We start from the raw sequence: 20,353 nt of genomic DNA, 5'->3' as shown, positions 1-20,353 counted from the left end.
CACCCTATGTAGTACACTACTTTGTGATAGCATACTACATAGTTTATGAGTACCCCTCGTCTTTCCCATAGCGCGGCCCTTATCCTCAAGTCACTTAGCCTCGGCTACTGCTTCGGCTTCGATGTCATGGAGGTGACTGGCCTGCCCAGCGGCACCGTCTATCCTGCGCTCCGCCGTCTCGAGCGGGACGAGCTCGTTGTCTCCAAGTGGGAACCTGAAGAAGAAGCCGCGTCAAACCAGCGTCCGGCACGCCGTTATTATGAGGTCACGCGCGAAGGCAAAGCAGCCGCGCTGGCTGCCACCCAGAGATATCCACTCCTCGCCCGTCTTGTTCCGGAGAAGCACTCATGAGCCACGGACTCCCCTCGCCTCTGCCGCTCTTCGATCGCATTCTCCTGCGCACTGTTGAAAAAGCCGTGCCCTCTTCCAAACGGGAAGAGTGGCTCGATACCTGGCAAGCTGAGCTCTGGCATGTTTACAACCGCAGCCGCAATCGTCCCTCTCGGACCTTCAGTCTCATCGCCGATCTTTCTGTCGGTCTCACCTGTGACGCCGTCTGGCTTCGCACCGATAGCTGGAGACGCGCCTTCAGTGGGACAGCTATTCTTTGCCTGGGCTCACTTCTGGGACTATGCCTGCTCTCCGTTCTGCTCGGGCTGATTCTTAGTGGCAGCTGGCATTCGTTCAGCCTCAATCTCGGTGTCCAGTTCAAGCGCTTCCTCTTTGAAACGCCTCTGGTGGCCTTTGTTACCTTCTCCACTGCCTCGCACAGACATCTTGAACAAAATACCGCAGGGAAAAAGATCTACTGGATCAAGCGACAGCTCTTCTTCACCGCAAAGACGACAATTGTTCTGGCTTCCGCTTTTCTGTTGAGTGTGGATGTTTGCATGCCCATCCGCATGCCCTTGCCGTATACGTCGGAGCTCTTGCAGATCCTGTTCTCCGTCATCTTCGCGCTCATCGGCCTGCGGTGGGCCTTCCACGATCGGGAACAACGCTGCAAGCAGTGCCTTCGCTCCCTCGCCACACCCGCACGCGTAGGCCGGCCTTCGCACAATCTCCTCGAGTGGAATGGTAGCGAGCTTATCTGCAAGCAAGGCCACGGCATGCTTAGCATTCCAGAGATGGAAACCAGTTGGTGCCAGGCTAGCCAATGGGTGGAGCAAGATCCTGGTTGGGATCAGGCTGCAAGCGCGTAGGCCTGTTTCATTGTTAGTGTGATGTAAGAGCGGATCACCTCAAAATTGTCATCTCGACCGGAGGCGCGTCTTTTCGCGCCGTAGTGGAGAGACCTGCAGGTTGCAGAGCGTGATACAGATGTTTGTGGCGCGCTCTGCGTCAAGACCTGCAGCTTGCTTGTACCGGCACTGTCGCCTGAGCACGCAACCTGCAGGTCTCTCCACTCCGCATGACGATAAAACCATCATGCTCCGGTCGAGATGACAATTCTGGGGTGGTTCATTGGTACATTACGCTACTCGCAAAAATGCCCTAATGCCTCGGCGTAATCGGCACGCCCATCCCATTGAGTCTGCTGCGGGCCTGTGAGGCTTCGGGAGACGTCGGGAAGCGCTGGATCAACGCACGCAACTCGCGAACGCCGGCATCATTCTGCTTCATGGCGAGCAGGGCCTCGCCCTTGTGCAGGTGCGCAGCTGGAATCTTGGCATTGTCCGGATAGCGCTCGAGCAGATGGTCGTAGCTCTTCACGGCGGCAGTGGGCTTCTGCGTCTTTATATTGATCTCGCCGATATAGAAGTAGGCATTGCCCGCAAGATTGTCATCCGGATAGGCCTTGATGAGATCGTCGAACTCGGACGATGCGAGCGAGTACTTCGCTCCCATGTAGTCGCTGTAGGCTGAACGATACATGTCGGCGACAGGAGGCGCGTCAGACGGCGGATCTCCGGCCGCTGGCTTTGCATTGGGCCTGGTAATAGGCGCGGCAGGCTGGTCGGAGGGCGCACTGTTGTCGCTCGGTGCGGCTGCCGGGGCTGCCGGTTGGGAGTTTGCGCCAGCCGGTGCACCACTTGCCTGCGGCAGATTGCCGAGAACGGCGGCGGTCGACTGCTGCTGGCTCTGAATATCGGTCAGCACCTTCTCCATCCGCGCCATGCGGGCCTTCAACTCGTCGAGCGTGTCATTCAGCGACTGGACCTGTCCGGAGAGCTGGTCGGACTTCGCCCCCATCGCATCCTGCTGGTTCTGCAGCTTCAGTCCCATGCCGTTTACGGCAACCGACATCTTGTTCACGGCGTCGGCGGTCTGCTGGACGAGGTCTTTCATCACACCCATGCGTTCGTCGTTGGACTGCTGCAGGCGCGCGACAGCGTCCTGCAACTGCTGGATCTGCGTCTGCAACTGGATCATGTCCTTGCTCACAGCATGGGCGGGCAGACTCGAAAGCCCTGCAAAGAGCAGGGCCACGGCGGCGAAGCGTATAGGGCGTGAGGAAAGGAACATGTGAGGCAGTCTCCGCAGTTTGAGATTAAGTCAAAAGTCTTCGTTAACGACAGTAGCCGCGCAGGGAGGTAAATCGCAAGCCTGCGCGGCTTTGCCGGGTTGGTTATTTGTCGAGGCTGAACTGTGCACGGCGATTCTGCTGCCAGCACTGTTCGTTCTCTTCGCTGCAGAACTGCTTCTCCTTGCCGTAGCTGACGACACGCAGGCGGCTGGCAGGAACACCTGCAGCGAGCAGTGCTGTCTTGGCGGCGTTGGCGCGGTTTTCGCCGAGTGTGATGTTGTACTCGGCCGAGCCACGGTCATCACAGTAGCCGCCGATCAGAACCTTGATCGCCGGATGCGCATTGAGATAGCTGGCCGCATTCGTCACCGAAGACTGGGCATCGGGCCGCAGATCGAAGCTGTCATAGTCGAAGAACAGATCCTGCACGTTCTGGTGGAAGGCGGCCTCGGAGCCCATGTCTCCGTTTCCGTTATCAGGCGTGCTGGGAACGACAGGCACGCGCACAGTCACACGCACATTGGCCTCGGTTTCGCCTCCGTCACCCTTGGCGATGAGGTGGAAGTTGGTCGAGTTCGAAGGCGAAACAGTCTGCGTACCATTGACGGGCACAGGGCCGATTCCTTCGATGGTGACGCTGCTGGCGTTGGTCGTGCGCCAGTTCAACACTACCGACTGACCGAGGTCGATCGACGGTGGATCAGCGGTAAGGCTGGCGGTCGGCGCAGGAAGTCCCGATGTCATAGGTGCACCCGCATTGGCAGGAATCCCGGACGCGTGGTCGTGGTGGCAGCCTGTAACTGCGAGGAGCGCGAACGCGGCGCCCAAAATCATCGGTTTCCAAGTCATTGACTGACGTGAGATCATTGTCGTCCTCTTTCTCTGTAAAGCGTGTGTACTCATAAACTTTCCGCCAAAGTCAAGGACTCGGCAGAGAATGTCGTATAACGATACTATCTAAATTCTACTTCCAACTCCAGTTCGGCATGTCCGCCCCGGAGCCTGTCAGGGCCCGTTTTTGTGTTCCATCTGCCAGCATGGACATGATCCGCGCGCGGCTGCCACTGCCATTCGCAAAGACGATATGGCGGCCATCGGGTGACCATGAAGGGAAGTCGCATGGCCCGCTATCGTGGGTCAGTTGAATCCAGCGCTTGGTGGCGATCTCCATGATGTAGATGTCCTGGCCACCGGGAGCGCCTGGGCCGTACTTGCGATCCCACGCGAAGGTGAGGAACTGTCCGTTAGGCGACCACGAAGGAGACGTCGCATAGCCGCCATCGGTAAGGCGCTGCACGCCGGAGCCGTCGGCATCCATGATGTATAGCTGCGGCAGGTGGGTGCGGCCGCTGATCCACGCGATTTGCCCGCCGGTCTTAGGGTTCCACGTCGGCGAAACATCCGGGCCGGCGAAGCTGGTGATCTTATGCGCCACACGACCCTCCGGATCGGAGACCCATATCTCGGGGTCGCCGGTGCGAGAGGAAGAAAAGGCCAGTTGTGAACCGTTTGGAGCCCATGCCGGCGATACGTTCGTTCCACCAGCAGAGGTGAAGTTCACGAGGCGGCCCAGCAGCAGGGAGTACATCTTGATCTGAAAGCCGTCTTTGCCGAGCGAGCTGAAGGCCAGCCGGGAGTTGTCCGGCGAGACGCGGGGTGAGATCGATATCGCCCCCAGATGCGTGATCGCATGCTGGTTGGAGCCGTCGTAATCCATCTCCCAGATCTCTTTGCTGCCGCCGAGGACCTTGACGTAGTAGATCTTCGTCTCGGCGATGCCGGTGACGCCGCCGAGCCGGGAGATGATCTCATCCGCGAAGCGATGGGCGATCTGCCGTGCGCTGTCGTCGCTGGCCGCTTCGTTGTACTGCTTGGCGAAGACCTGCGGGAACTGCGCGTTCTTGGCGTCGTCGAGGAAGCCATTGACGACGATGCGGCTATTCGCCACGCCCAGGTTGCCGAAGGCCACCATCGCCGCGCTGGCCGGGGCTGCCGACCATTGCCCGAGGTTGATCTCGGCAGGAGTTCCCGGAGTGCTCTGCGGGGTCATGTCTTTGGAGACCATGTCGAAGATGCCCGCTGCCGTGAGATCGGCGAAGAGCGTGGTGTCGAAGGTGTGCTTGAAGCTGCCGGCATCGCCACTCTGCGGTTTAAAGTCGGCGACGGCGATGCGGATGCGATTGGCGCCGGCGCTGGTTTCCAGGTGGAACGGATCATCCTGGGCGCGCATTGCAGGCGATATCGAGATCAACGCAGACAGAAGGGCAAAGATGCCAAATTTTTTTCCAGCAAGGATGGATGTCATAGTTCCAATCATTCTTCTGTAATGGTAGACGCAAATTCAGCGTTAATAGTGGTTTGGATGATGATCAATCCTCGATCAATCACTGTTGGCGGTAGTCAAACTTGTACTCAATCGTGATGTGATCGCCCTCCGGAAGCTGTGGAAAGTTGTCCAGGCGCTGAATGGAACGCAGTGCGGCGGTATCGAGCGTGGAAGAACCGCTCCGGTTTTCAAGGTGCAGGTTGGCGACAGAGCCGTCCCGCTGAATGTCGAAGAGCACCGTCACGCTCTTGTTCATGGAAGCGCGAGGATCAGCTTCACTCGAGGAGGAAGCATAGCTCTCATTGACCTTGCTGGCCACAATCCGCAGGTAATACGCATAGCGATTGCCAAAGACCCGATTCTGAACGGTCAGGGCGGCCGTGCCGTTTTTCAGCTGCGATACCGACTGCGGCAGCTGTGTCGCCGCATCGCCGCTTGCCGCCTTGGGGGTCTCCGGGGTCGGCTGTGCATGCTTGGGCGGCACCGGCGTTGGGATCGGTGCGGTTTTGGGAACGACCTTGGGCGGCGTCTTCGTCTTGATCAGCACATCGGTGGGCTTGGGGGGAGGCTGCGTAGCCTCTTTGGGCGGCGGTTTGGGCGCGGGGGTGACATCCTCCGACGCCAGCACCGAATCCTTCACCGGCGCAGCTTTGGGAGGCAAGGGAATTGCCGAGACGATCGACGCCTGAATCGCTCCGACGGAGGAGGTGTCTTCGCCCCAATGGGGGTTGCGGATGTGTTCAATAAACACCGCTGCGGCAAGCCCGCAGACAACCGCGACGTGCAGCAGGATCGCTCCGGCAACGCCGCTGCCGAATCGGTCGTCCTGTTCATCGCTCGTGGTGGCGTAGGTGCTCATGATTCTTCAGTCTTTTGTTAGCTATTTTTCGATCGGCTGCGTCACGATACTGATGTTCGTGATGCCTGCCTGTTTGACGGCATCCATCACGGAGGCAAACGAGCCGAAGGGGACCTTCTGGTCGGCGCGGACGTAGACGACGCGCTTGGTGTTCTTCGGTGTCGAACCCAGCTGTGCGGCCAGGTCGTGGATGTTCACCGGCTTGTCCTGCAGGAAGACGTTCTGGTCCTTGTCGATGGTGATGACGGTGTGTTCTTCCGTGAGCTGGTTCACGCTGCGGGTCTGCGGCACGGCGACCACGATGCCGCTTTGCAGCACTGGCGCGGTCAACATGAAGATGAGCAGCAGCACGAGCACGACATCCACCAGGGGCGTGATGTTGATGTCGGCAAGCGCCGTCTGCGTGCGTCCGCTGGAAGAGAAGGCCATGGCTAGCGCGTCCTCCGGAGAAGCTCTTCCTGAACCGGCGGTGCGGCCGGAGGGATGAGCGCAGCGTTTTCGATGGCGTTCAGCAGCTCGCGACCGAAGTCGTCGGAGCGGGCCGCGAACTCGCGCAGCCGCGCCGTGAGCTGGTTGTAACCGATAAGCGCGGGGACGGCGACCACCAGGCCGGCGGCAGTCGTAATAAGAGCCTCACTGATACCCGGAGCGACTGCCCGCAGTGTCGCGGCACCTTCGGTTCCGAGCCCATGAAACGCGTTGATGATGCCCATCACCGTTCCGAATAGGCCTATGAAGGTGGCGGATTGCGCGATAGTTGCGAGCCAGGTCATACGGCGTTCCATGACAGTGACCGCTTCGCTGGAGGCGGTCTGCGCAGCGCGTTCCATCGCCTGCGGATTGGGGGGGGTGCCGCGGCCTCCGCTCTGCCGCATGTACTCGTCGTGAATCTCATGGAAGACCGAGACGAAGGGGCTGGGGCGGAACTGGTCGGCCACCGCCGCGATCTCGCTCAACCGTCCCGACTTGCGAAAGGCCTTGACGAATCGGCGGCTCTGCTTCTCGGCTGATTTGAAGCTACGCCACTTCGAAAGCATGATGGCCCAGGAAAAGATGCTGGCCAGGAGGAGAATCCCCAGTACGGTAAAGGCCATCGGGCCGCTGTTGTGCAGCATCTCCGTGAGCGCGCTGGATTGCGTGGCGACCGGCGGGGTGGCCAGCTGGTCGGGTGTGGCGTCCTGCAGGAAAAGAGCGAGTGTGAGCACAGTCATAGCGTCTGTCTTAGTGTACTTGGGCTGTGGGGGCTGGGTGTACCCAGGCAGGTACCAGTTCAGAGTTCCGCGGGGACGGCGATCAGCGTAGGGTATGTCATCAAACGTGGCCCCGTCATCCGCTCCATAGGGGCTCGGAACTGCCCTTAGCTTGCCGCTTCAAGCTCATCTTGCTATTGGAAAAGAGTTCACGGTACCGCGTCGCACTATGTGGTAGGACTTTAATCCCATGGCTGATCCCTCTTCCATCACGACCGTGACAATCGGCGATCTTAAATTCAACGCTCTTTCCTCACAAGTCGGCATCTCTACACACCATGACGATATGGGCATGCCGATGATGGGGAGCGTACGCATGATTGTCGATCTAACGGTGGACATTCACGACAACGATGCGGTTCCATTCACCGTTGTCAGCGCACTGTTCGATCTCGCCAATCGCGTGACCCGGGACAAAGTGAAGCCCATTAAAATTGAGTACTGGCGTGATGAGCTTCGGCAGGATGCCATCATGACGTACAACTTCGAAGGTTGGGTGAGCAGCTTCACCACCACCAGTGGTTCAGGCTCGAATCACACCTTGCATATACAACTCCAGCCTAAGCTGGATGAGAAGCAACTCCTGGACGTCACTTTGGGGAACTGACCAACAAAGCAGCCAGGGTTCAGTGCAACAGATGGGTGTGCCATGAAAGTGGTTCGAGTTCGCGTAACTGGAAAAATCGCGGGCGCAGCGATCGTTCGTCCTTACGAGCACGGAGCTACTAAGGACGAATATCCACTCTACAGGGTTCCCACGTATGAAGTCCGTGTCAATGAAAGTCGTGTCTTCCAGGCGATCCGGTTTGGCTTTCGTGGACATTTTGAACGTCCCTGGGATCCGCACCGCAAATGTGACGAAGGACTAGTCTCTCAGTCGGAGGTCGTATCGGAGTGGAATGGTATCTACGCGCCTCATAGCGTCGGACAGGGCAATGGCGTGCCAGGTGGCTTCCGTATCCGAAGCGATCAGGTCTATATTCACGAGGGGCCACCCAAAGGCCAAAGCTCAGGAACTCTGGGCTGCGTTGAAATTACAAGCGATAATAACGCGGATGACTGGAACCGCTTCGTCATGACGGTGACGCGGGAAGCCGGTGTTAACTACGTCGGTGCCGCTGTTAAGGCCGGGAAAGTATTGGTCACCGTAGAGGCTGCGGCGATACCGAAAGGGCTTCTGGTTGGACGGCTGGCGCTGGAACTAGACTCAGTTACACGCAAATGGCATTTCAACTCCTACCTAGTGCCCAACTGGGAAACAGCAACTGTGCCGTGGGGTGGATGATGACCAGATATATGAAAAATTGCTTGTCTGTGATTATCTTGGCCGTAGGTGCTTCCCTTGGTACCACCGCAAGCGATGCGCTCAGCGCTCGAAGCGCTGCTGGCTCTGAACAACAGGTAACCCCCACCCCCCATGTGCGAAACGGAGCATCTTCTTCGAGGAATTGGATTGACGTTATACCGCTCAAGAGGGGGTTTTGGGAGCAGACTGTTTTTCAAGGGACGCAATCTGTGAATGCGCCGTATGGTCGAGTTGAGATATGTCCAGATACCTACCCGATGTCTACCTATCCTACGTCGCCCTTCCCGTCATATCCTGCTACAGAGAATCTCGGACAGGAGATTCTTCAAATGGTGTCTGTGCCAGATTACGCCAGGCTACTCGCAGATGGGAGATACCGAGTTTTTGGCGGTGTAACTATGACACTCGGCGGCGATGTCACCTATGTGCATCTTGTTACGTTACATGGTGACGATCATTACGACGATGTGGTGACTGCTACCTTTCACGCAAGGACTCATCCAGTCAAGCACGTCTACTCTGGCAATGGTCACTGGGTGGCTCCGTGTCCGGTCCCGTCTAAGTAGACTCTCAGGGCTGGACTTGGGTGCTGCGGTCCCCCCCCCCGAGCAAGAAAGAACGGCTCATCGTAGCTAGACCGAACGGGGTTCTGGTTAGGCGGCTGTCTAAAATCCCAAAGCGGACTGACTCCCTTCTAAACTGGGAGACAACGACTGAGCCGTGGAGTGACTGATGAGACGCATGAAAAAAATCCGGTGGCCAGTGGCTGTCACCGTAGCTGTATTTACCGCTTTTGGTGCTGGCCTACAGGGTTCACCTGTACCGCGGGGTTCTACCAGCGTGGAGTTGCAGGCTGGCCGCACGCCGTCCACGAACCACGGCACATCTGCTGCCGGGCATCAAGTTGACCTGATGCCGTTAAAACCCGGGACCTGGGAAATCAGTCTCTATCGGGGTACGCAGGTTGTGTATGGACCTGTTCGTCAGAAACTCTGTCCTGACTCGCTATATGAATATTTTTTCCCGTGGAATCCCTCTACAGAGAACCTCGGCCGTGTTTTTCCTGATGAAATTATTTCGTTTAAAAATTGGGTATGGCAGCTCCCGGACGGGCGATACAGGTTTAGCGGCGCTCTGGGTACATCACGCGGTGGCGAGGTCAGGGTTGTGCATCTGTTTACATTGCACGGCGACGATCATTATGAGGACGAGTTGACTGTGAGCAGTCACTTCTACACTCACCCTGTGAAGCATGTCTACACTGGCAGCGGCCACTGGGTGGCCCCAGCTTCGTGTTCAGCGCCAGCGAAATAAGCTTCTCAGTCTGTAGACGGAATCAGCCGAAGTTGAAAACCATCGACCATGTTGATGCGCTTTTCCTTCGCCCCCTGTTATGCTCTCGGAGACGAGAGACTCCGATGCTGCTGGAACTGCGCGCAGAAAACTACGCCGTTATCGACCACGCGGTCGCGGTCTTTGGCCACGGCCTGAACCTGCTTACGGGTGAAACCGGAGCTGGCAAGTCCATCCTGATCGATGCCCTTGTCCTGCTGCTGGGCGGCAAAGCATCCAGCGATCTCGTGCGTTTTGGCGCCGAGAAGGCTGTCTTGGGCTGCGTCTTCGAGTCGACGCCAGGAGCCGACGCCATTCTCGAACGCAACGGCATCGATCCCGAGTCCAATGAGATTCTCCTGCGCCGTGAGATTGGCGCGAACGGCAAAGGCCGTGTGTTCATCAACAACCAGCCGGCGACGGTCGCTGTCCTGCGGCAGCTTGCGCCGGAGCTGGCTCTGGTCCACGCGCAGTCGGAGACCCTGACCGCCTTTGACGCTGAACAGCAGCGGCTTCTGCTGGACCGGTTCGGTGACCTCAGCTCTGAAGAGGTAACAAAAGCCTTCGAGGTATGGCGAGGCCTTCGCACCCAGATCGAGGAGCTGCGCAGCGCCGAACAGGATCGCCTGCGTCTCGCTGATCTGTGGAGTTTTCAGTCCCGCGAGATTGAGACCGCGGGCATCGCCGATGCCGAAGAAGACACCCGGCTGGAAGCTGAAAAGCGTGTGCTGGCCAACTCCGAACGGCTTCTGACTGGTGCGAACGCCGCACAGGAGTTGCTCTACGAAGGCGAAACCTCGGCGGAGTCGTTGCTGGGAGCTGCGCTGCGCCACGTAGAAGACCTTGCGCGCTTCGATGAGCAGTTCCGCGAGACGGCGCAGCAGCTTGCCTCGGCTAAGGCTGGTGTCGAGGATGCGACGGCAACGCTGCGCAAGTTTGCCGGTGAGATATCCGCTTCGCCCGAACGGTTGGGCGAGATCGAGGACCGCCTCGCTGCGCTGGACCGCCTCAAACGCAAGTATGGTGCGACGCTGGGCGAAGTCATGAGCTTTGGCGCTGAGGTAGCCGGGAAGCTGGCGGAGTTGGAAAACCGCGACGCCCGGTTGCGCGAGCTCGATGCCCAACTTGCCGCTGCGGCGAAGGCCTATGAAGCTGCGGCGAAGAGCTTGAGCGAGGAACGTGTAGCGGCTGCGCGGAAACTGGGCAAAGTAGCGGAGCGGCAGATCAACGAGCTCGCCATGCAGGCGCGATTTGCGGTCGATGTAACCCCGGACAGCGCTCCTACCGCGTGGACCTCATACGGTTGGGACAGCGTCGAGTGCCGCATCGCGACCAATCCCGGCGAGCCGCAGAAACCCCTGACTGAGATCGCCTCGGGCGGTGAGATGTCCCGCGTGATGCTGGCGCTCAAGGTGTCGGTGGAAGAGGGCGCGGCCGCAGCGGCAAAGCGGCGGCGCACAGCTCTGCCGCGAACCCTGGTGTTCGACGAGATTGACATCGGCATCGGAGGGCGCGCGGCAGAAGCCGTCGGGCAGAAGCTGAAGACCCTGTCGCGAGCCCAGCAGGTGCTCTGCATCACGCATCTGCCGCAGATTGCTGCCTTTGCGGACCAGCACTTCCTTATCGAGAAATCGGAACGCCGCGGAAGAACGCAGACCGGTGTCCGCCAGATGGAGCGTGCGGAGCGTGTCGAGGAGATTGCACGCATGCTCTCCGGCGCAAGCCTCACCGAAACCTCGCTGCGCCACGCGGAACAGATGCTGGCATCCAGCGTTTAAACCCGCGTTAAATCTGGCTGAAAGCAACTCTCTACTGGGCAGACAGCTCTAACTCATAGACTGGCGCACCCAAGGAGATTGGATATGTCAGAACCCAGAAAATGTGGACACGCCAGCTGCTCATGCATTTGTACAGACGGCAAGAAGTTCTGTTGCCAGATGTGCGAAGACAGCAAAAAGGTCACCGATCTGAAGTGCGATTGCAAGCATTCATGTTGTGGGTAGATAGCCCGCGAACTGTCCGTTGTTGAAGAAACGGTGAATGTAGCGCAACCGCCGGGGATTTCCTGTGTCTAGGCAGATGTAGCTTCCGCTTCGAGGGGCCCGTACATGATTGAATCGCCGAGTTCCGCGAAACGCCTGTTGTTTGCCACCGTGCGTCCCATCATGTCCTCGCCACTGGCTACAGCGCTCCCCGGGATCCTGGCGGCTGCCAACCTCGCTGGAGTAGGAGCCTCGGTGGCCCAGCTACTCCCTCTTTTTCAGCGAGATCGGCCTGAAGCCTGATTTCTGCCTGTGCCCGGACAGCCTGTTGCAGCCTCCCCGAACTGCACCGGGAATGGTTCAAATCGGGTGCGTCCGTTAGCGGAAACGCGTATACTTAGGGGTGTGAATGCTTCCACCCTTGCCCCCGAAGATATTAACCAGAGCGTAACCGGTACCCCGGCAAAGCGTGTCCTGCTTCTGAAGCCTCGCGGCTTCTGTGCGGGGGTCGTTCGTGCCATCGATATTGTGCAGATAGCGCTGGATACCTTCGGCGCTCCGATCTATGTCCGCAAAGAGATCGTGCACAACAGCTACGTGGTGAACGATCTGGCCCAGAAGGGCGCAATCTTCGTCAACGAGCTGGACGAGGTGCCGGAGGGCGCACGCGTGATCTACTCCGCCCACGGCGTTTCGCCTGCGGTCCGTGAGCGTGCCAAGGAGCGTGGGCTCAAAGTAATCGACGCCACCTGCCCCCTGGTGACCAAAGTTCACGTGGAGGCCATCAAGTTCGCCAAACAGGGCTATTCGCTCGTCCTTGTCGGCCACCGCGACCACGAGGAAGTAGAAGGCACCCAGGGCGAAGCCCCAACGGTGACACAGGTCGTTTCGACGGTCGAAGAGGTTGCGGCGCTGGTGGTGCCCGACGCGAACAAGGTGGCGTATCTCACCCAGACCACACTCTCCCTCGACGAAGCCCGCTACATGATCGAGGCGCTGAAGAAGAAGTTCCCCAACATCGTTGGACCGCACGCGCAGGACATCTGCTATGCCACAGAAAACCGCCAGACAGCGGTAAAGAACGTCGCTCATGGTGCGGATGTAGTGCTGGTGGTTGGCTCGCGGAACAGCTCGAACTCCAATCGCCTCGTCGAGGTCTCGCAGAATCTGGGGACGAACTCCTACCTCATCGACAAGGCCGAAGATATTCGTGCGGAGTGGATCGAAAACGTCTCTACGGTTGCAATTACGGCAGGAGCCTCCGCTCCTGAAATTCTTGTACAGGATGTTGTTCTCTACCTGCAGGGCAAGGGATACGGATCGGTAGAAGAGGTTGAGGTTATGCCGGAAAATGTTCGCTTCGGTTTGCCCCCGGAGATTGTGCAGGCTATCGCCTCTGCGCCACCGATAGCGGGAACCGCCACAGCGTAAAAACGACGGCAGATCGTTTAAGGAATAAGCGTCTTCAAAAATGAGTACAACACCGATTAATCCGGGCGGTACAGCTCCAAAGCAGCCAAGGTTCGGTCGGCTCGATTTGGCCATGGATCACGTCATCAATGGCATGAATCGCTCTGTCGAATGGCTGCTCGGTCAACAGGATGAGGAGGGCTACTGGTGCGGCGAGCTGGAAGCCGACTCCATGCTGGAAGCCGACTACATCTTCATGCACACCCTGTTGGGCACCGGCGATCAGGGCAAGATGACCCGCTGCATCAATGAGATCCTCCGCCACCAGAACGAAGACGGCGGATGGAGCCTCTATCCCGGTGGCCCCTCCAATGTGAGCTATGGCGTGAAGTGCTATCTGGCCCTCAAGTTGATGGGCTGGAAGGCCGACCATCCCTTGCTGGTGAAGGCTCGCGAGAACGTGCTTTCACTGGGCGGTGTCGTTCAGTGCAACACCTTTACCAAGATCTATCTCTGCGCGTTGGGACAGTACGACTACGATGCGGTTCCCGCCGTCCCGCCGGAGATGTTGCTCTTTCCAAACTGGTTCTACTTCAATATCTACGAGTTCAGCTCCTGGTCGCGCGGCATCCTGGTGCCGCTATCGGTGATCTACGCGAAGAAACCGTTCAAGAAGCTGCCACCGGAGCAGGGCATCGATGAACTCTTCATTGGCGGGCGCGCCAATTCAGACCTGCATCTGCGCTGGGACAGGAAACACCTCTTCTCGTGGCGCAACTTCTTCCTCTTTACCGATAGGATGATGCACTGGGCCGAGCGTGTCCACATCCGTCCGCTGCGCAAGAAAGCGCTGAAGAAGGCCGAGAATTGGATGCTCGAGCGCTTCGAGCGGTCCGACGGGCTAGGCGCCATCTATCCGGCGATGCTCAATGCGATTGTTGCCCTGCGGAACCTTGGCTACTCTGCCGACGACCCGCAGGTCATCCGCGCCATGGATGAGTTCGAAAAGCTCGGCATCGACTGCCCCAACGGCACGCCAGACTACCCGACGCCGACCTTCCGGATGCAGCCTGCCTTCTCTCCCGTCTGGGATACCGCGCAGGTTCTGTCGACGCTCGGCGAAGCGGGAGTTCCGAAGACCGATCCCCGCCTGTTGCGTGCGGCGGACTGGCTCTTGTCCAAGGAGGTCCGTCACAAGGGTGACTGGGCTGAGAAGGTCAAGAATGTGGAACCCGGTGGGTGGTACTTCGAATTTAATAACGAATTTTACCCGGATGTCGATGATACGGGAGAGGTTCTGCTGGCCCTGAAGGCTGTGCAAAACCCTCGCGAGCGCTATCAGTACGAGGTAGAGCAGCGCGCCATCAACTGGGTGCTTGCGATGCAGTGCAAGGGCGGCGGCTGGGCGGCGTTCGACAAGGACAATACCAAGCGCATCTTCCAGTACGTCCCATTTGCCGATCACAATGCCATGCTCGACCCGCCGACGGTGGACATCACCGGGCGCATCCTGGAGATGCTGGCAACCTACGGCTTTACACGCGCCGACAAGCGCGTCGAAGCAGCGGTTCAGTTTGTGCTCAAGGAGCAGGAGTCGGATGGCTCCTGGTTCGGCCGCTGGGGTGTGAACTACCTCTACGGCACGTTCCTGGTGCTGCGCGGGCTGGAGGCTGTCGGATACTCGTACCTTGAGCCTGCCGTGCAGCAGGCTGCCGAGTGGATTCGCATGGTTCAGAACACCGACGGCGGATGGGGCGAGACCTGCGGCACCTATGACGACCCCAATCAGCGCGGCGTGGGACCTTCCACCCCGTCTCAGACTGCCTGGGCAATTCTTGGCCTGCTGGCCGCCGGCGACACCCGTTCGGACTCCGTCGCCAAGGGCATTCGCTGGCTTATCGAGCGGCAGCACGAGGATGGCTCCTGGGATGAGTTGATGCCGGGCCGTAATGGTGAGAGTTACTACACGGGAACTGGCTTCCCGCGGGTCTTTTATCTCGGGTATCACTTGTATAAGCAGTACTTCCCGTTATTGGCGCTGACGACCTATCGCAAGGCGCTGGAACGCGAACAGCTCGAAGCCTAGAGCCCTATAGCAACATCGAATAGATCATACGAAGCCCTCTAAGGAGTACTCAGCATGCCCGTACCTGTATCACAAGCCTGGACCGTAGCCAGTTACGTCCTGAAGCAGAAGTTTTCAGGGCGCAAGCGCTATCCGCTGGTGCTGATGCTCGAGCCGCTTTTCCGTTGCAACCTGGCTTGTGCCGGCTGCGGCAAGATTCAGTACCCGGCGCACATCCTGAAGGCCGAACTCACCCCGGAGCAGTGCTTCAAGGCGGCGGAAGAATGCGGCACCCCGATGGTCGCGATCCCGGGTGGCGAGCCCCTTTTGCATCCGCAGATGCCGGAGATCGTCGCCGGCCTCGTGGCACGCAAGAAGTACGTGTACATGTGCACCAACGCTCTTCTGCTCAAGGAGAAGCTGCACCTCTTCACGCCGTCGAAGTACCTGAGTTTCTCGGTGCACGTCGACGGCGAGAGAGAGCACCACGATTTCGGTGTCTGCCGCGAGGGCGGCTATGACATCGCCATGGAAGGCGTGAATGCTGCCGTCGCTGCGGGATTCCGCGTAACCACGAACACCACGCTCTTCGACGGCGCCGATCCGAACTCCGTGCGCAGGCACTTCGATCAGCTCATGGAAGCGGGCGTTGAGTCGATGATGGTGAGCCCCGGCTACACCTACGACAAGGCCCCTGACCAGCAGCACTTCCTCGGTCGCGCAAAGTCTCGCAAGCTGTTCCGCAGCATCCTGTCGAACCGCAAGAAGACCTGGCGGTTCAATGCTTCGCCCATGTTCATGGAGTTCCTGATGGGCAAGAAGGATCTGACCTGCACGCCGTGGGGCATGCCCACCTACTCCATCTTCGGCTGGCAGAAGCCCTGCTACCTGTTGCAGGATGGCTACGCCGATACCTTCCAGGAGTTGATGGACTCGGTCGAGTGGCATAACTATGGCACGGAGAGCGGCAACCCTCGCTGCGCCAACTGCATGGTGCACTCCGGCTATGAAGCCTCGGGAGTGAACTACACCTTTGGTTCGTTCAAGGGGCTGCTCCAGACGGCGAAGGCCATCTTCTTCGATAAGTACGACGACGAAGGCGCGCAGAAGCTGCTGAACGAGTGGAAGCCCGAAGGCCACGGCCCACTAGTGCAGATTGCAGGGCAGCCGACGCCGGTAGTGGTGACGACTTCGGTGAACGAAAAAATGACGAGCATAGCGGGAGACTAACGATGGCGACAGCACAGCAGGAACATCTGAAGATCGAGCAACTCCAGCACGCTACGCCGGATGAGATCGAGCACATTGCAGGCCGCGAACGCGACAACCTCGAAGGCACGATTCCCGCGATGGCTAGTGATGCCGAGATTCGCGAGGCGCTGGAGAAGGCGTTCGACTATCGCGGCGACATCACGATAACGCTCAAGGGCGGCTCGACGGTTGAGGGCTACCTCTACGATCGCCGCTTAGGAACCACGCTGGACAACTCGGTGGTCCGGCTTATTCCAACGCCCCCCAAAGGCGCACCTGCGAGCACGACGGTGGAGCGCGTCAATATTCCATACTCGGATATCGCTGGCTTGCAGTTCTCCGGCCGCGATACCGCCGCCGGAAAAACCTTTGACGCCTGGGTCAAGAAGTACTGGGAGAAGAAGGCAGCGGGCGAGAAGAATATTCAGATCGCGCCGGAGAAGCTAGACTAGTTGCAGGAGGTGTAGCCATGGCAGCCCAACCTGTCGTTCTACCGTCAGCGCCCGCTATCGAGATCGATAACGATCTGCGAGAGTTTCTACACCTTCGTGAAACGAGTACACATTACATTACGCAGTCGCTCGCAGGCGTAACGATCGAGCACCCAAAGGCAGAGATTAAATATCCCTGGGAACTTCTTCAGGGCATTCTTGCCGGCGGCCCAGATCCAATCGAAGCACTGAAGAGCGAGCGGGAGTGGGAACGGGCGCATGATGCCGAGAAGTTTGGTTAATGTCCCCGTACTGGTCGTGGACGCGTGGCCTGTTCTTGAATGGTTCTACAAACGTTCGCCAGTTGTGAATCTCTTTACAAACATGCTGGAATCCGCGAGTCGCGGAGAAATCCACCTATGTATGAGCCGACTCAATCTTGGCGAAGTCTACTATTCGGTCGTCAAGAAATACGATGAAACAGCTGCGGGGTTGCTTATGCGGCATCTGCGAGCCTTGCCGATTGAGATCATCTCCGTAAGCGATAGTCACGTAGATGTCGCTGCGCGATTGAAAGGCGTTCACAATATCTCGTACGCTGATGCATTTGGTGCGGCGTTAAGTATCGAGCGCAATGCGCCTCTTGTCACGGGTGACTCGGACTTTCTGCCACTGGCGTCAGCTAACATTTTGTCTCTGCACTGGCTGGGCGTATGAGGCTGTTTGTAACCGGTGCCACAGGCTTCGTCGGCTCGCACATCGCATCGCTCGCTGCAGAACAAGGCGCGAAGCTTCGTCTACTCACACGCAAGACCTCAAACCTCACTCATCTCCCCAAAGACGCTGAACTTGTAACCGGCGATCTGCGCGAGCCTGCAGGCTTTGCCTCTGCGTTGCAGGGCTGCGACGCCGTGCTGCACGTCGCCGCCGACTACAGGCTGTGGGTTCCCGATCCAGCCGATATGTACCGGGCCAACGTCGAAGGCACACGAGAACTGTTGCGTCTGGCTCGTGAGGCCGGCGTACCGCGAGTGGTCTACACCAGCAGCGTCGCAACGATGGGCTTCAAGCACGACGGTACCATCGTCGACGAAGACACGCCTGTAAGCGAGGCCCACATGATCGGCCACTACAAGCGCTCGAAGTGGCTTGCCGAACAGGTGGCGATCGACGCAGCCCGAGCGGGGCAGCAAGTCATCCTCCTCAATCCAACAACGCCCATTGGCGCACTCGATACCAAGCCCACGCCCACTGGACGCATTGTGGTCGACTTCCTCAACCGCAACTTCCCGGCGTATGTCGATACAGGTTTAAATCTGGTGGATGTCTCTGAGATCGCCAGCGCTCATCTTGTAGCGCTGGAACGCGGAACGTCCGGAGAACGCTACATCCTCGGCGGCGAAAACCTTACGCTCAAGCAAATACTGGACCGCCTCGCCGCGATCACAGGGCTGCCTTCGCCGAAACACAAGGTTCCGCACGCTGTGGCAATGGCGTTCGCCTTCTTCGACGAGAACATCACCGGCAAGCTGCGCGGCAAAGAGCCTCGTGCCACAGTGGAAGCCGTGCGTATGGGCAAGAAGATGATGTTCGCCAGCTCCGCAAAAGCAGAACGCGAGCTCGGATTTCAAGTACGCTCGGTGGAAGCCGCCCTGCGCGAAGCCTGCCGATGGTTCATCGCCAACGGCTATGCGCCCAAGCCTTCGAAACAGGTTTAGCTCTCTATGCCGCCACGCCTCGCCATCATCGCCGCTCTGCCACGAGAGATTGCCGCACTCGTGCGCGGTACTAAACCGGATGCCGAGTTGCTGCGTCGTGGCATCCATCTGCACCGGCTACCCCACGCCATCGTGGTCGCTGGGGGAATGGGATCGCAGCGCGTCACGCAGGCCTTTCAGGCGGCCCTTGCAGCCGCACCCATTACGACGGTCGTATCAACAGGCCTGGCGGGCGCTTGCACGGCAACGCTGGCTGTAGGCGACGTCGTGGAAGCGACAATAGTGATCGAAGCGCGCACCGGAGAACGGTTTGCCGCCAGGACTTCACAGACACCGCACATCCTGGTAACCACCGAGACGATTGCGAGCATTCGCGAAAAAGCCCGTCTCGCCGAAACCTATGCTGCGGCAATCGTCGATATGGAAGCCGCGACCGTTGCTAGGCTTGCTGCAGCGCACAGCCTGTCGTTTCGCGCGATCAAGGCGGTCTCCGATGCCCATGACTTTGAACTCGAATCGCTGACACGATTCGCTGGAAAGAATGGGCACTTTCGCACAGGGGCCTTTGCCCTTCACACAGCTCTGCGGCCGCAGAGCTGGCCGAAGGCGATGCAGCTTGGACGCGCCAGCACGGGCGCCCTGACAAACCTGCACAAGGCGCTGCTTGAGACGATAGCGTCCACCTAACCCACTCGTAGCTGGATCCCTCGTAGCTCGTTGCTCATATATCCCCGCACTCCCAGCGTTGCCATGGCTTCTATTCAGCTATGAGTCAAGAGCGCAAGAGCCAAGAGGGAAAGACTATAGCGATTTCGCTCACCCTAGTATTCTGGATAGATCATGTCTAGTACCATGCAAGCCGCTGTCTACCGTGCTCCCGATGACGTTCGTACCGAAACAATTGCAATCCCCGAGATAGGCCCGGGTGAGGTGCTGGTCCGCATCGACACCTGCGGCATCTGCGGAACGGACTTGAAGAAGATCCACACAGGGTCGCACTCCGCACCGCGCGTCTTCGGCCACGAGATGGCAGGCACCATCGCGGCTGTTGGCGAAGGTGTACATGGGTTCAGCATCGGCGACCGTGTAATGGCCTTTCACCATATCCCATGCGGACAGTGCTTCTACTGCCGCAAGCAGACCTTCGCGCAGTGCGAGCGCTACAAGCTGGTGGGAACGACTGCAGGTTTAGGGGAAGCGGCAGGCGGCGGCTTTGCACAGTACATCCGCGTGATGGATTGGATCGTCGGCGATGGTGTTACTCCCGCCGGCCTCATCAGGATTCCCGACGACATTCCGTTTGAGCAGGCAGCGTTCATCGAACCGGTGAACACCTGCTTCAAGGCAATCCGTCTCCTGAATCTTGAGCCGGACGACACCGTGCTCGTGATCGGACAGGGAAGCATTGGCATCCTACTGGCCGCGCTCGCAAGGCAGACCGGTGCAACCGTGCTGACCTCAGACATGTATGCCGAGCGCCACGCCATCGCCGCGAAGTTCGGATTGGATCATCCGCTCGACGCACGCGGCGATGTCGTAGCAGCAGCAAAGGCCGCAACCGAAGGCCGAGGAGCCGATGTGGCTCTGGTCGCAGTCGGTGCGGACGCCCTGATCGCAACCGCGATGCAGGCGATCCGTCCCGGTGGCCGCGTGATGCTCTTCGCGAGCACGCAGCACGGCACAGCGCCATTCGATCCCGCAGCCGTATGCATGGACGAGAAAACCCTCATGGGTTCGTACTCAGCCTCGGTCGCGATCCAGCAGGAGGGCATCGATCTTGTCTTCGAAGGCTACCGCTCCGGCAAGCTCGACCTCACGCAACTAATCTCGCACCGGTTCTCACTCAACGATGCCGCTGCTGCGATTCACCTCGCATCAAACCCGCAACCGGATTCGATGAAGATTGTGTTCAAGCCTTAGCATTCGGTAATGTCCTAATTTCGTGACACGCTCACG

General features: G+C 58.8%; 21 protein-coding genes. 15 read left to right on the top strand and 6 right to left on the bottom strand.

Going from position 1 to position 20,353, the window contains the following annotated elements; translation table 11 throughout:
• Positions 1 to 45 precede the first annotated feature (45 nt).
• Complete coding sequence (locus GSQ91_RS17165) at positions 46 to 351, top strand: PadR family transcriptional regulator (RefSeq protein ID WP_158822983.1); 306 nt, start codon at positions 46 to 48, stop codon at positions 349 to 351.
• Positions 348 to 1,202, top strand: coding sequence for a hypothetical protein (locus GSQ91_RS17160; protein WP_158822982.1), 855 nt, complete (start codon positions 348 to 350; stop codon positions 1,200 to 1,202). The genes GSQ91_RS17165 and GSQ91_RS17160 overlap by 4 nt, the downstream gene beginning before the upstream one ends.
• Before the next feature lie 292 nt (positions 1,203 to 1,494).
• Here GSQ91_RS17160 and GSQ91_RS17155 read toward each other — a convergent pair whose 3' ends face one another.
• The 6 genes from GSQ91_RS17155 to GSQ91_RS17130 form a co-directional block, all read right to left on the bottom strand.
• On the bottom strand, positions 1,495 to 2,466 hold the full coding sequence (locus tag GSQ91_RS17155; RefSeq protein ID WP_158822981.1) for a tetratricopeptide repeat protein: 972 nt from the start codon (positions 2,464 to 2,466) through the stop codon (positions 1,495 to 1,497).
• A gap of 103 nt (positions 2,467 to 2,569) precedes the next feature.
• Positions 2,570 to 3,301: an OmpA family protein gene (locus GSQ91_RS17150; protein ID WP_254064655.1), complete on the bottom strand. Its 732-nt coding sequence runs from the start codon at positions 3,299 to 3,301 to the stop codon at positions 2,570 to 2,572.
• A 130-nt stretch (positions 3,302 to 3,431) separates the two neighbouring features.
• Positions 3,432 to 4,772, bottom strand: coding sequence for a Tol-Pal system beta propeller repeat protein TolB (gene tolB / locus GSQ91_RS17145; protein WP_158822979.1), 1,341 nt, complete (start codon positions 4,770 to 4,772; stop codon positions 3,432 to 3,434).
• Between the two features lie 79 nt (positions 4,773 to 4,851).
• Positions 4,852 to 5,652 (bottom strand): TonB family protein, encoded by an 801-nt coding sequence (locus GSQ91_RS17140; protein WP_158822978.1) that lies wholly within the window; start codon positions 5,650 to 5,652, stop codon positions 4,852 to 4,854.
• 21 nt (positions 5,653 to 5,673) lie between these two features.
• Positions 5,674 to 6,081 (bottom strand): biopolymer transporter ExbD, encoded by a 408-nt coding sequence (locus GSQ91_RS17135; RefSeq protein WP_158822977.1) that lies wholly within the window; start codon positions 6,079 to 6,081, stop codon positions 5,674 to 5,676.
• Between the two features lie 2 nt (positions 6,082 to 6,083).
• Positions 6,084 to 6,863: a MotA/TolQ/ExbB proton channel family protein gene (locus GSQ91_RS17130; RefSeq protein ID WP_158822976.1), complete on the bottom strand. Its 780-nt coding sequence runs from the start codon at positions 6,861 to 6,863 to the stop codon at positions 6,084 to 6,086.
• A gap of 229 nt (positions 6,864 to 7,092) precedes the next feature.
• Between GSQ91_RS17130 and GSQ91_RS17125 the strand changes: the two genes are divergently transcribed.
• The 13 genes from GSQ91_RS17125 to GSQ91_RS17065 all read left to right on the top strand — a co-directional run bounded on the left by GSQ91_RS17125 (position 7,093) and on the right by GSQ91_RS17065 (position 20,317).
• Positions 7,093 to 7,509 (top strand): hypothetical protein, encoded by a 417-nt coding sequence (locus GSQ91_RS17125; protein ID WP_158822975.1) that lies wholly within the window; start codon positions 7,093 to 7,095, stop codon positions 7,507 to 7,509.
• 42 nt (positions 7,510 to 7,551) lie between these two features.
• Positions 7,552 to 8,187: a hypothetical protein gene (locus GSQ91_RS17120; protein WP_158822974.1), complete on the top strand. Its 636-nt coding sequence runs from the start codon at positions 7,552 to 7,554 to the stop codon at positions 8,185 to 8,187.
• Positions 8,188 to 8,940: 753 nt separating this feature from the next.
• The gene (locus GSQ91_RS17115; protein ID WP_158822973.1) at positions 8,941 to 9,522 is read left to right on the top strand and encodes a hypothetical protein; all 582 of its coding nucleotides are present in this window, start codon (positions 8,941 to 8,943) and stop codon (positions 9,520 to 9,522) included.
• 104 nt (positions 9,523 to 9,626) lie between these two features.
• Positions 9,627 to 11,318 (top strand): DNA repair protein RecN, encoded by a 1,692-nt coding sequence (gene recN / locus GSQ91_RS17110; RefSeq protein ID WP_158822972.1) that lies wholly within the window; start codon positions 9,627 to 9,629, stop codon positions 11,316 to 11,318.
• 609 nt (positions 11,319 to 11,927) lie between these two features.
• Positions 11,928 to 12,953, top strand: a complete 1,026-nt coding sequence (locus tag GSQ91_RS17105; RefSeq protein WP_158822971.1) for a 4-hydroxy-3-methylbut-2-enyl diphosphate reductase — start codon at positions 11,928 to 11,930, stop codon at positions 12,951 to 12,953.
• A 40-nt stretch (positions 12,954 to 12,993) separates the two neighbouring features.
• Entirely contained in the window at positions 12,994 to 15,018 is a 2,025-nt protein-coding gene (gene shc / locus GSQ91_RS17100) for a squalene--hopene cyclase (RefSeq protein ID WP_158822970.1), read from the top strand.
• A gap of 54 nt (positions 15,019 to 15,072) precedes the next feature.
• Entirely contained in the window at positions 15,073 to 16,227 is a 1,155-nt protein-coding gene (gene hpnH, locus GSQ91_RS17095) for an adenosyl-hopene transferase HpnH (RefSeq protein WP_158822969.1), read from the top strand.
• 2 nt (positions 16,228 to 16,229) lie between these two features.
• The gene (locus GSQ91_RS17090) at positions 16,230 to 16,700 is read left to right on the top strand and encodes a hypothetical protein (RefSeq protein ID WP_158822968.1); all 471 of its coding nucleotides are present in this window, start codon (positions 16,230 to 16,232) and stop codon (positions 16,698 to 16,700) included.
• 17 nt (positions 16,701 to 16,717) lie between these two features.
• Positions 16,718 to 16,981 carry a hypothetical protein gene (locus tag GSQ91_RS17085; RefSeq protein WP_158822967.1) on the top strand — a complete coding sequence of 88 codons (264 nt, stop codon included), beginning with the start codon at positions 16,718 to 16,720 and terminating at the stop codon, positions 16,979 to 16,981.
• Entirely contained in the window at positions 16,959 to 17,396 is a 438-nt protein-coding gene (locus GSQ91_RS17080) for a type II toxin-antitoxin system VapC family toxin (protein ID WP_371417120.1), read from the top strand. The genes GSQ91_RS17085 and GSQ91_RS17080 overlap by 23 nt, the downstream gene beginning before the upstream one ends.
• Positions 17,393 to 18,397: a hopanoid-associated sugar epimerase gene (hpnA, locus tag GSQ91_RS17075; RefSeq protein WP_158822965.1), complete on the top strand. Its 1,005-nt coding sequence runs from the start codon at positions 17,393 to 17,395 to the stop codon at positions 18,395 to 18,397. Before GSQ91_RS17080 ends, hpnA begins: the two co-directional genes overlap by 4 nt.
• A 6-nt stretch (positions 18,398 to 18,403) precedes the next feature.
• Positions 18,404 to 19,084 (top strand): phosphorylase, encoded by a 681-nt coding sequence (locus GSQ91_RS17070; protein ID WP_158822964.1) that lies wholly within the window; start codon positions 18,404 to 18,406, stop codon positions 19,082 to 19,084.
• A gap of 153 nt (positions 19,085 to 19,237) precedes the next feature.
• The gene (locus GSQ91_RS17065) at positions 19,238 to 20,317 is read left to right on the top strand and encodes an alcohol dehydrogenase catalytic domain-containing protein (protein WP_158822963.1); all 1,080 of its coding nucleotides are present in this window, start codon (positions 19,238 to 19,240) and stop codon (positions 20,315 to 20,317) included.
• Positions 20,318 to 20,353 lie beyond the last annotated feature (36 nt).

Source organism: Granulicella sp. S156 (genome assembly GCF_009766105.1).
In the GTDB taxonomy this organism is placed as follows: Bacteria; Acidobacteriota; Terriglobia; order Terriglobales; family Acidobacteriaceae; genus Granulicella.
This window is presented reverse-complemented; position numbering and strand designations above follow the sequence as displayed.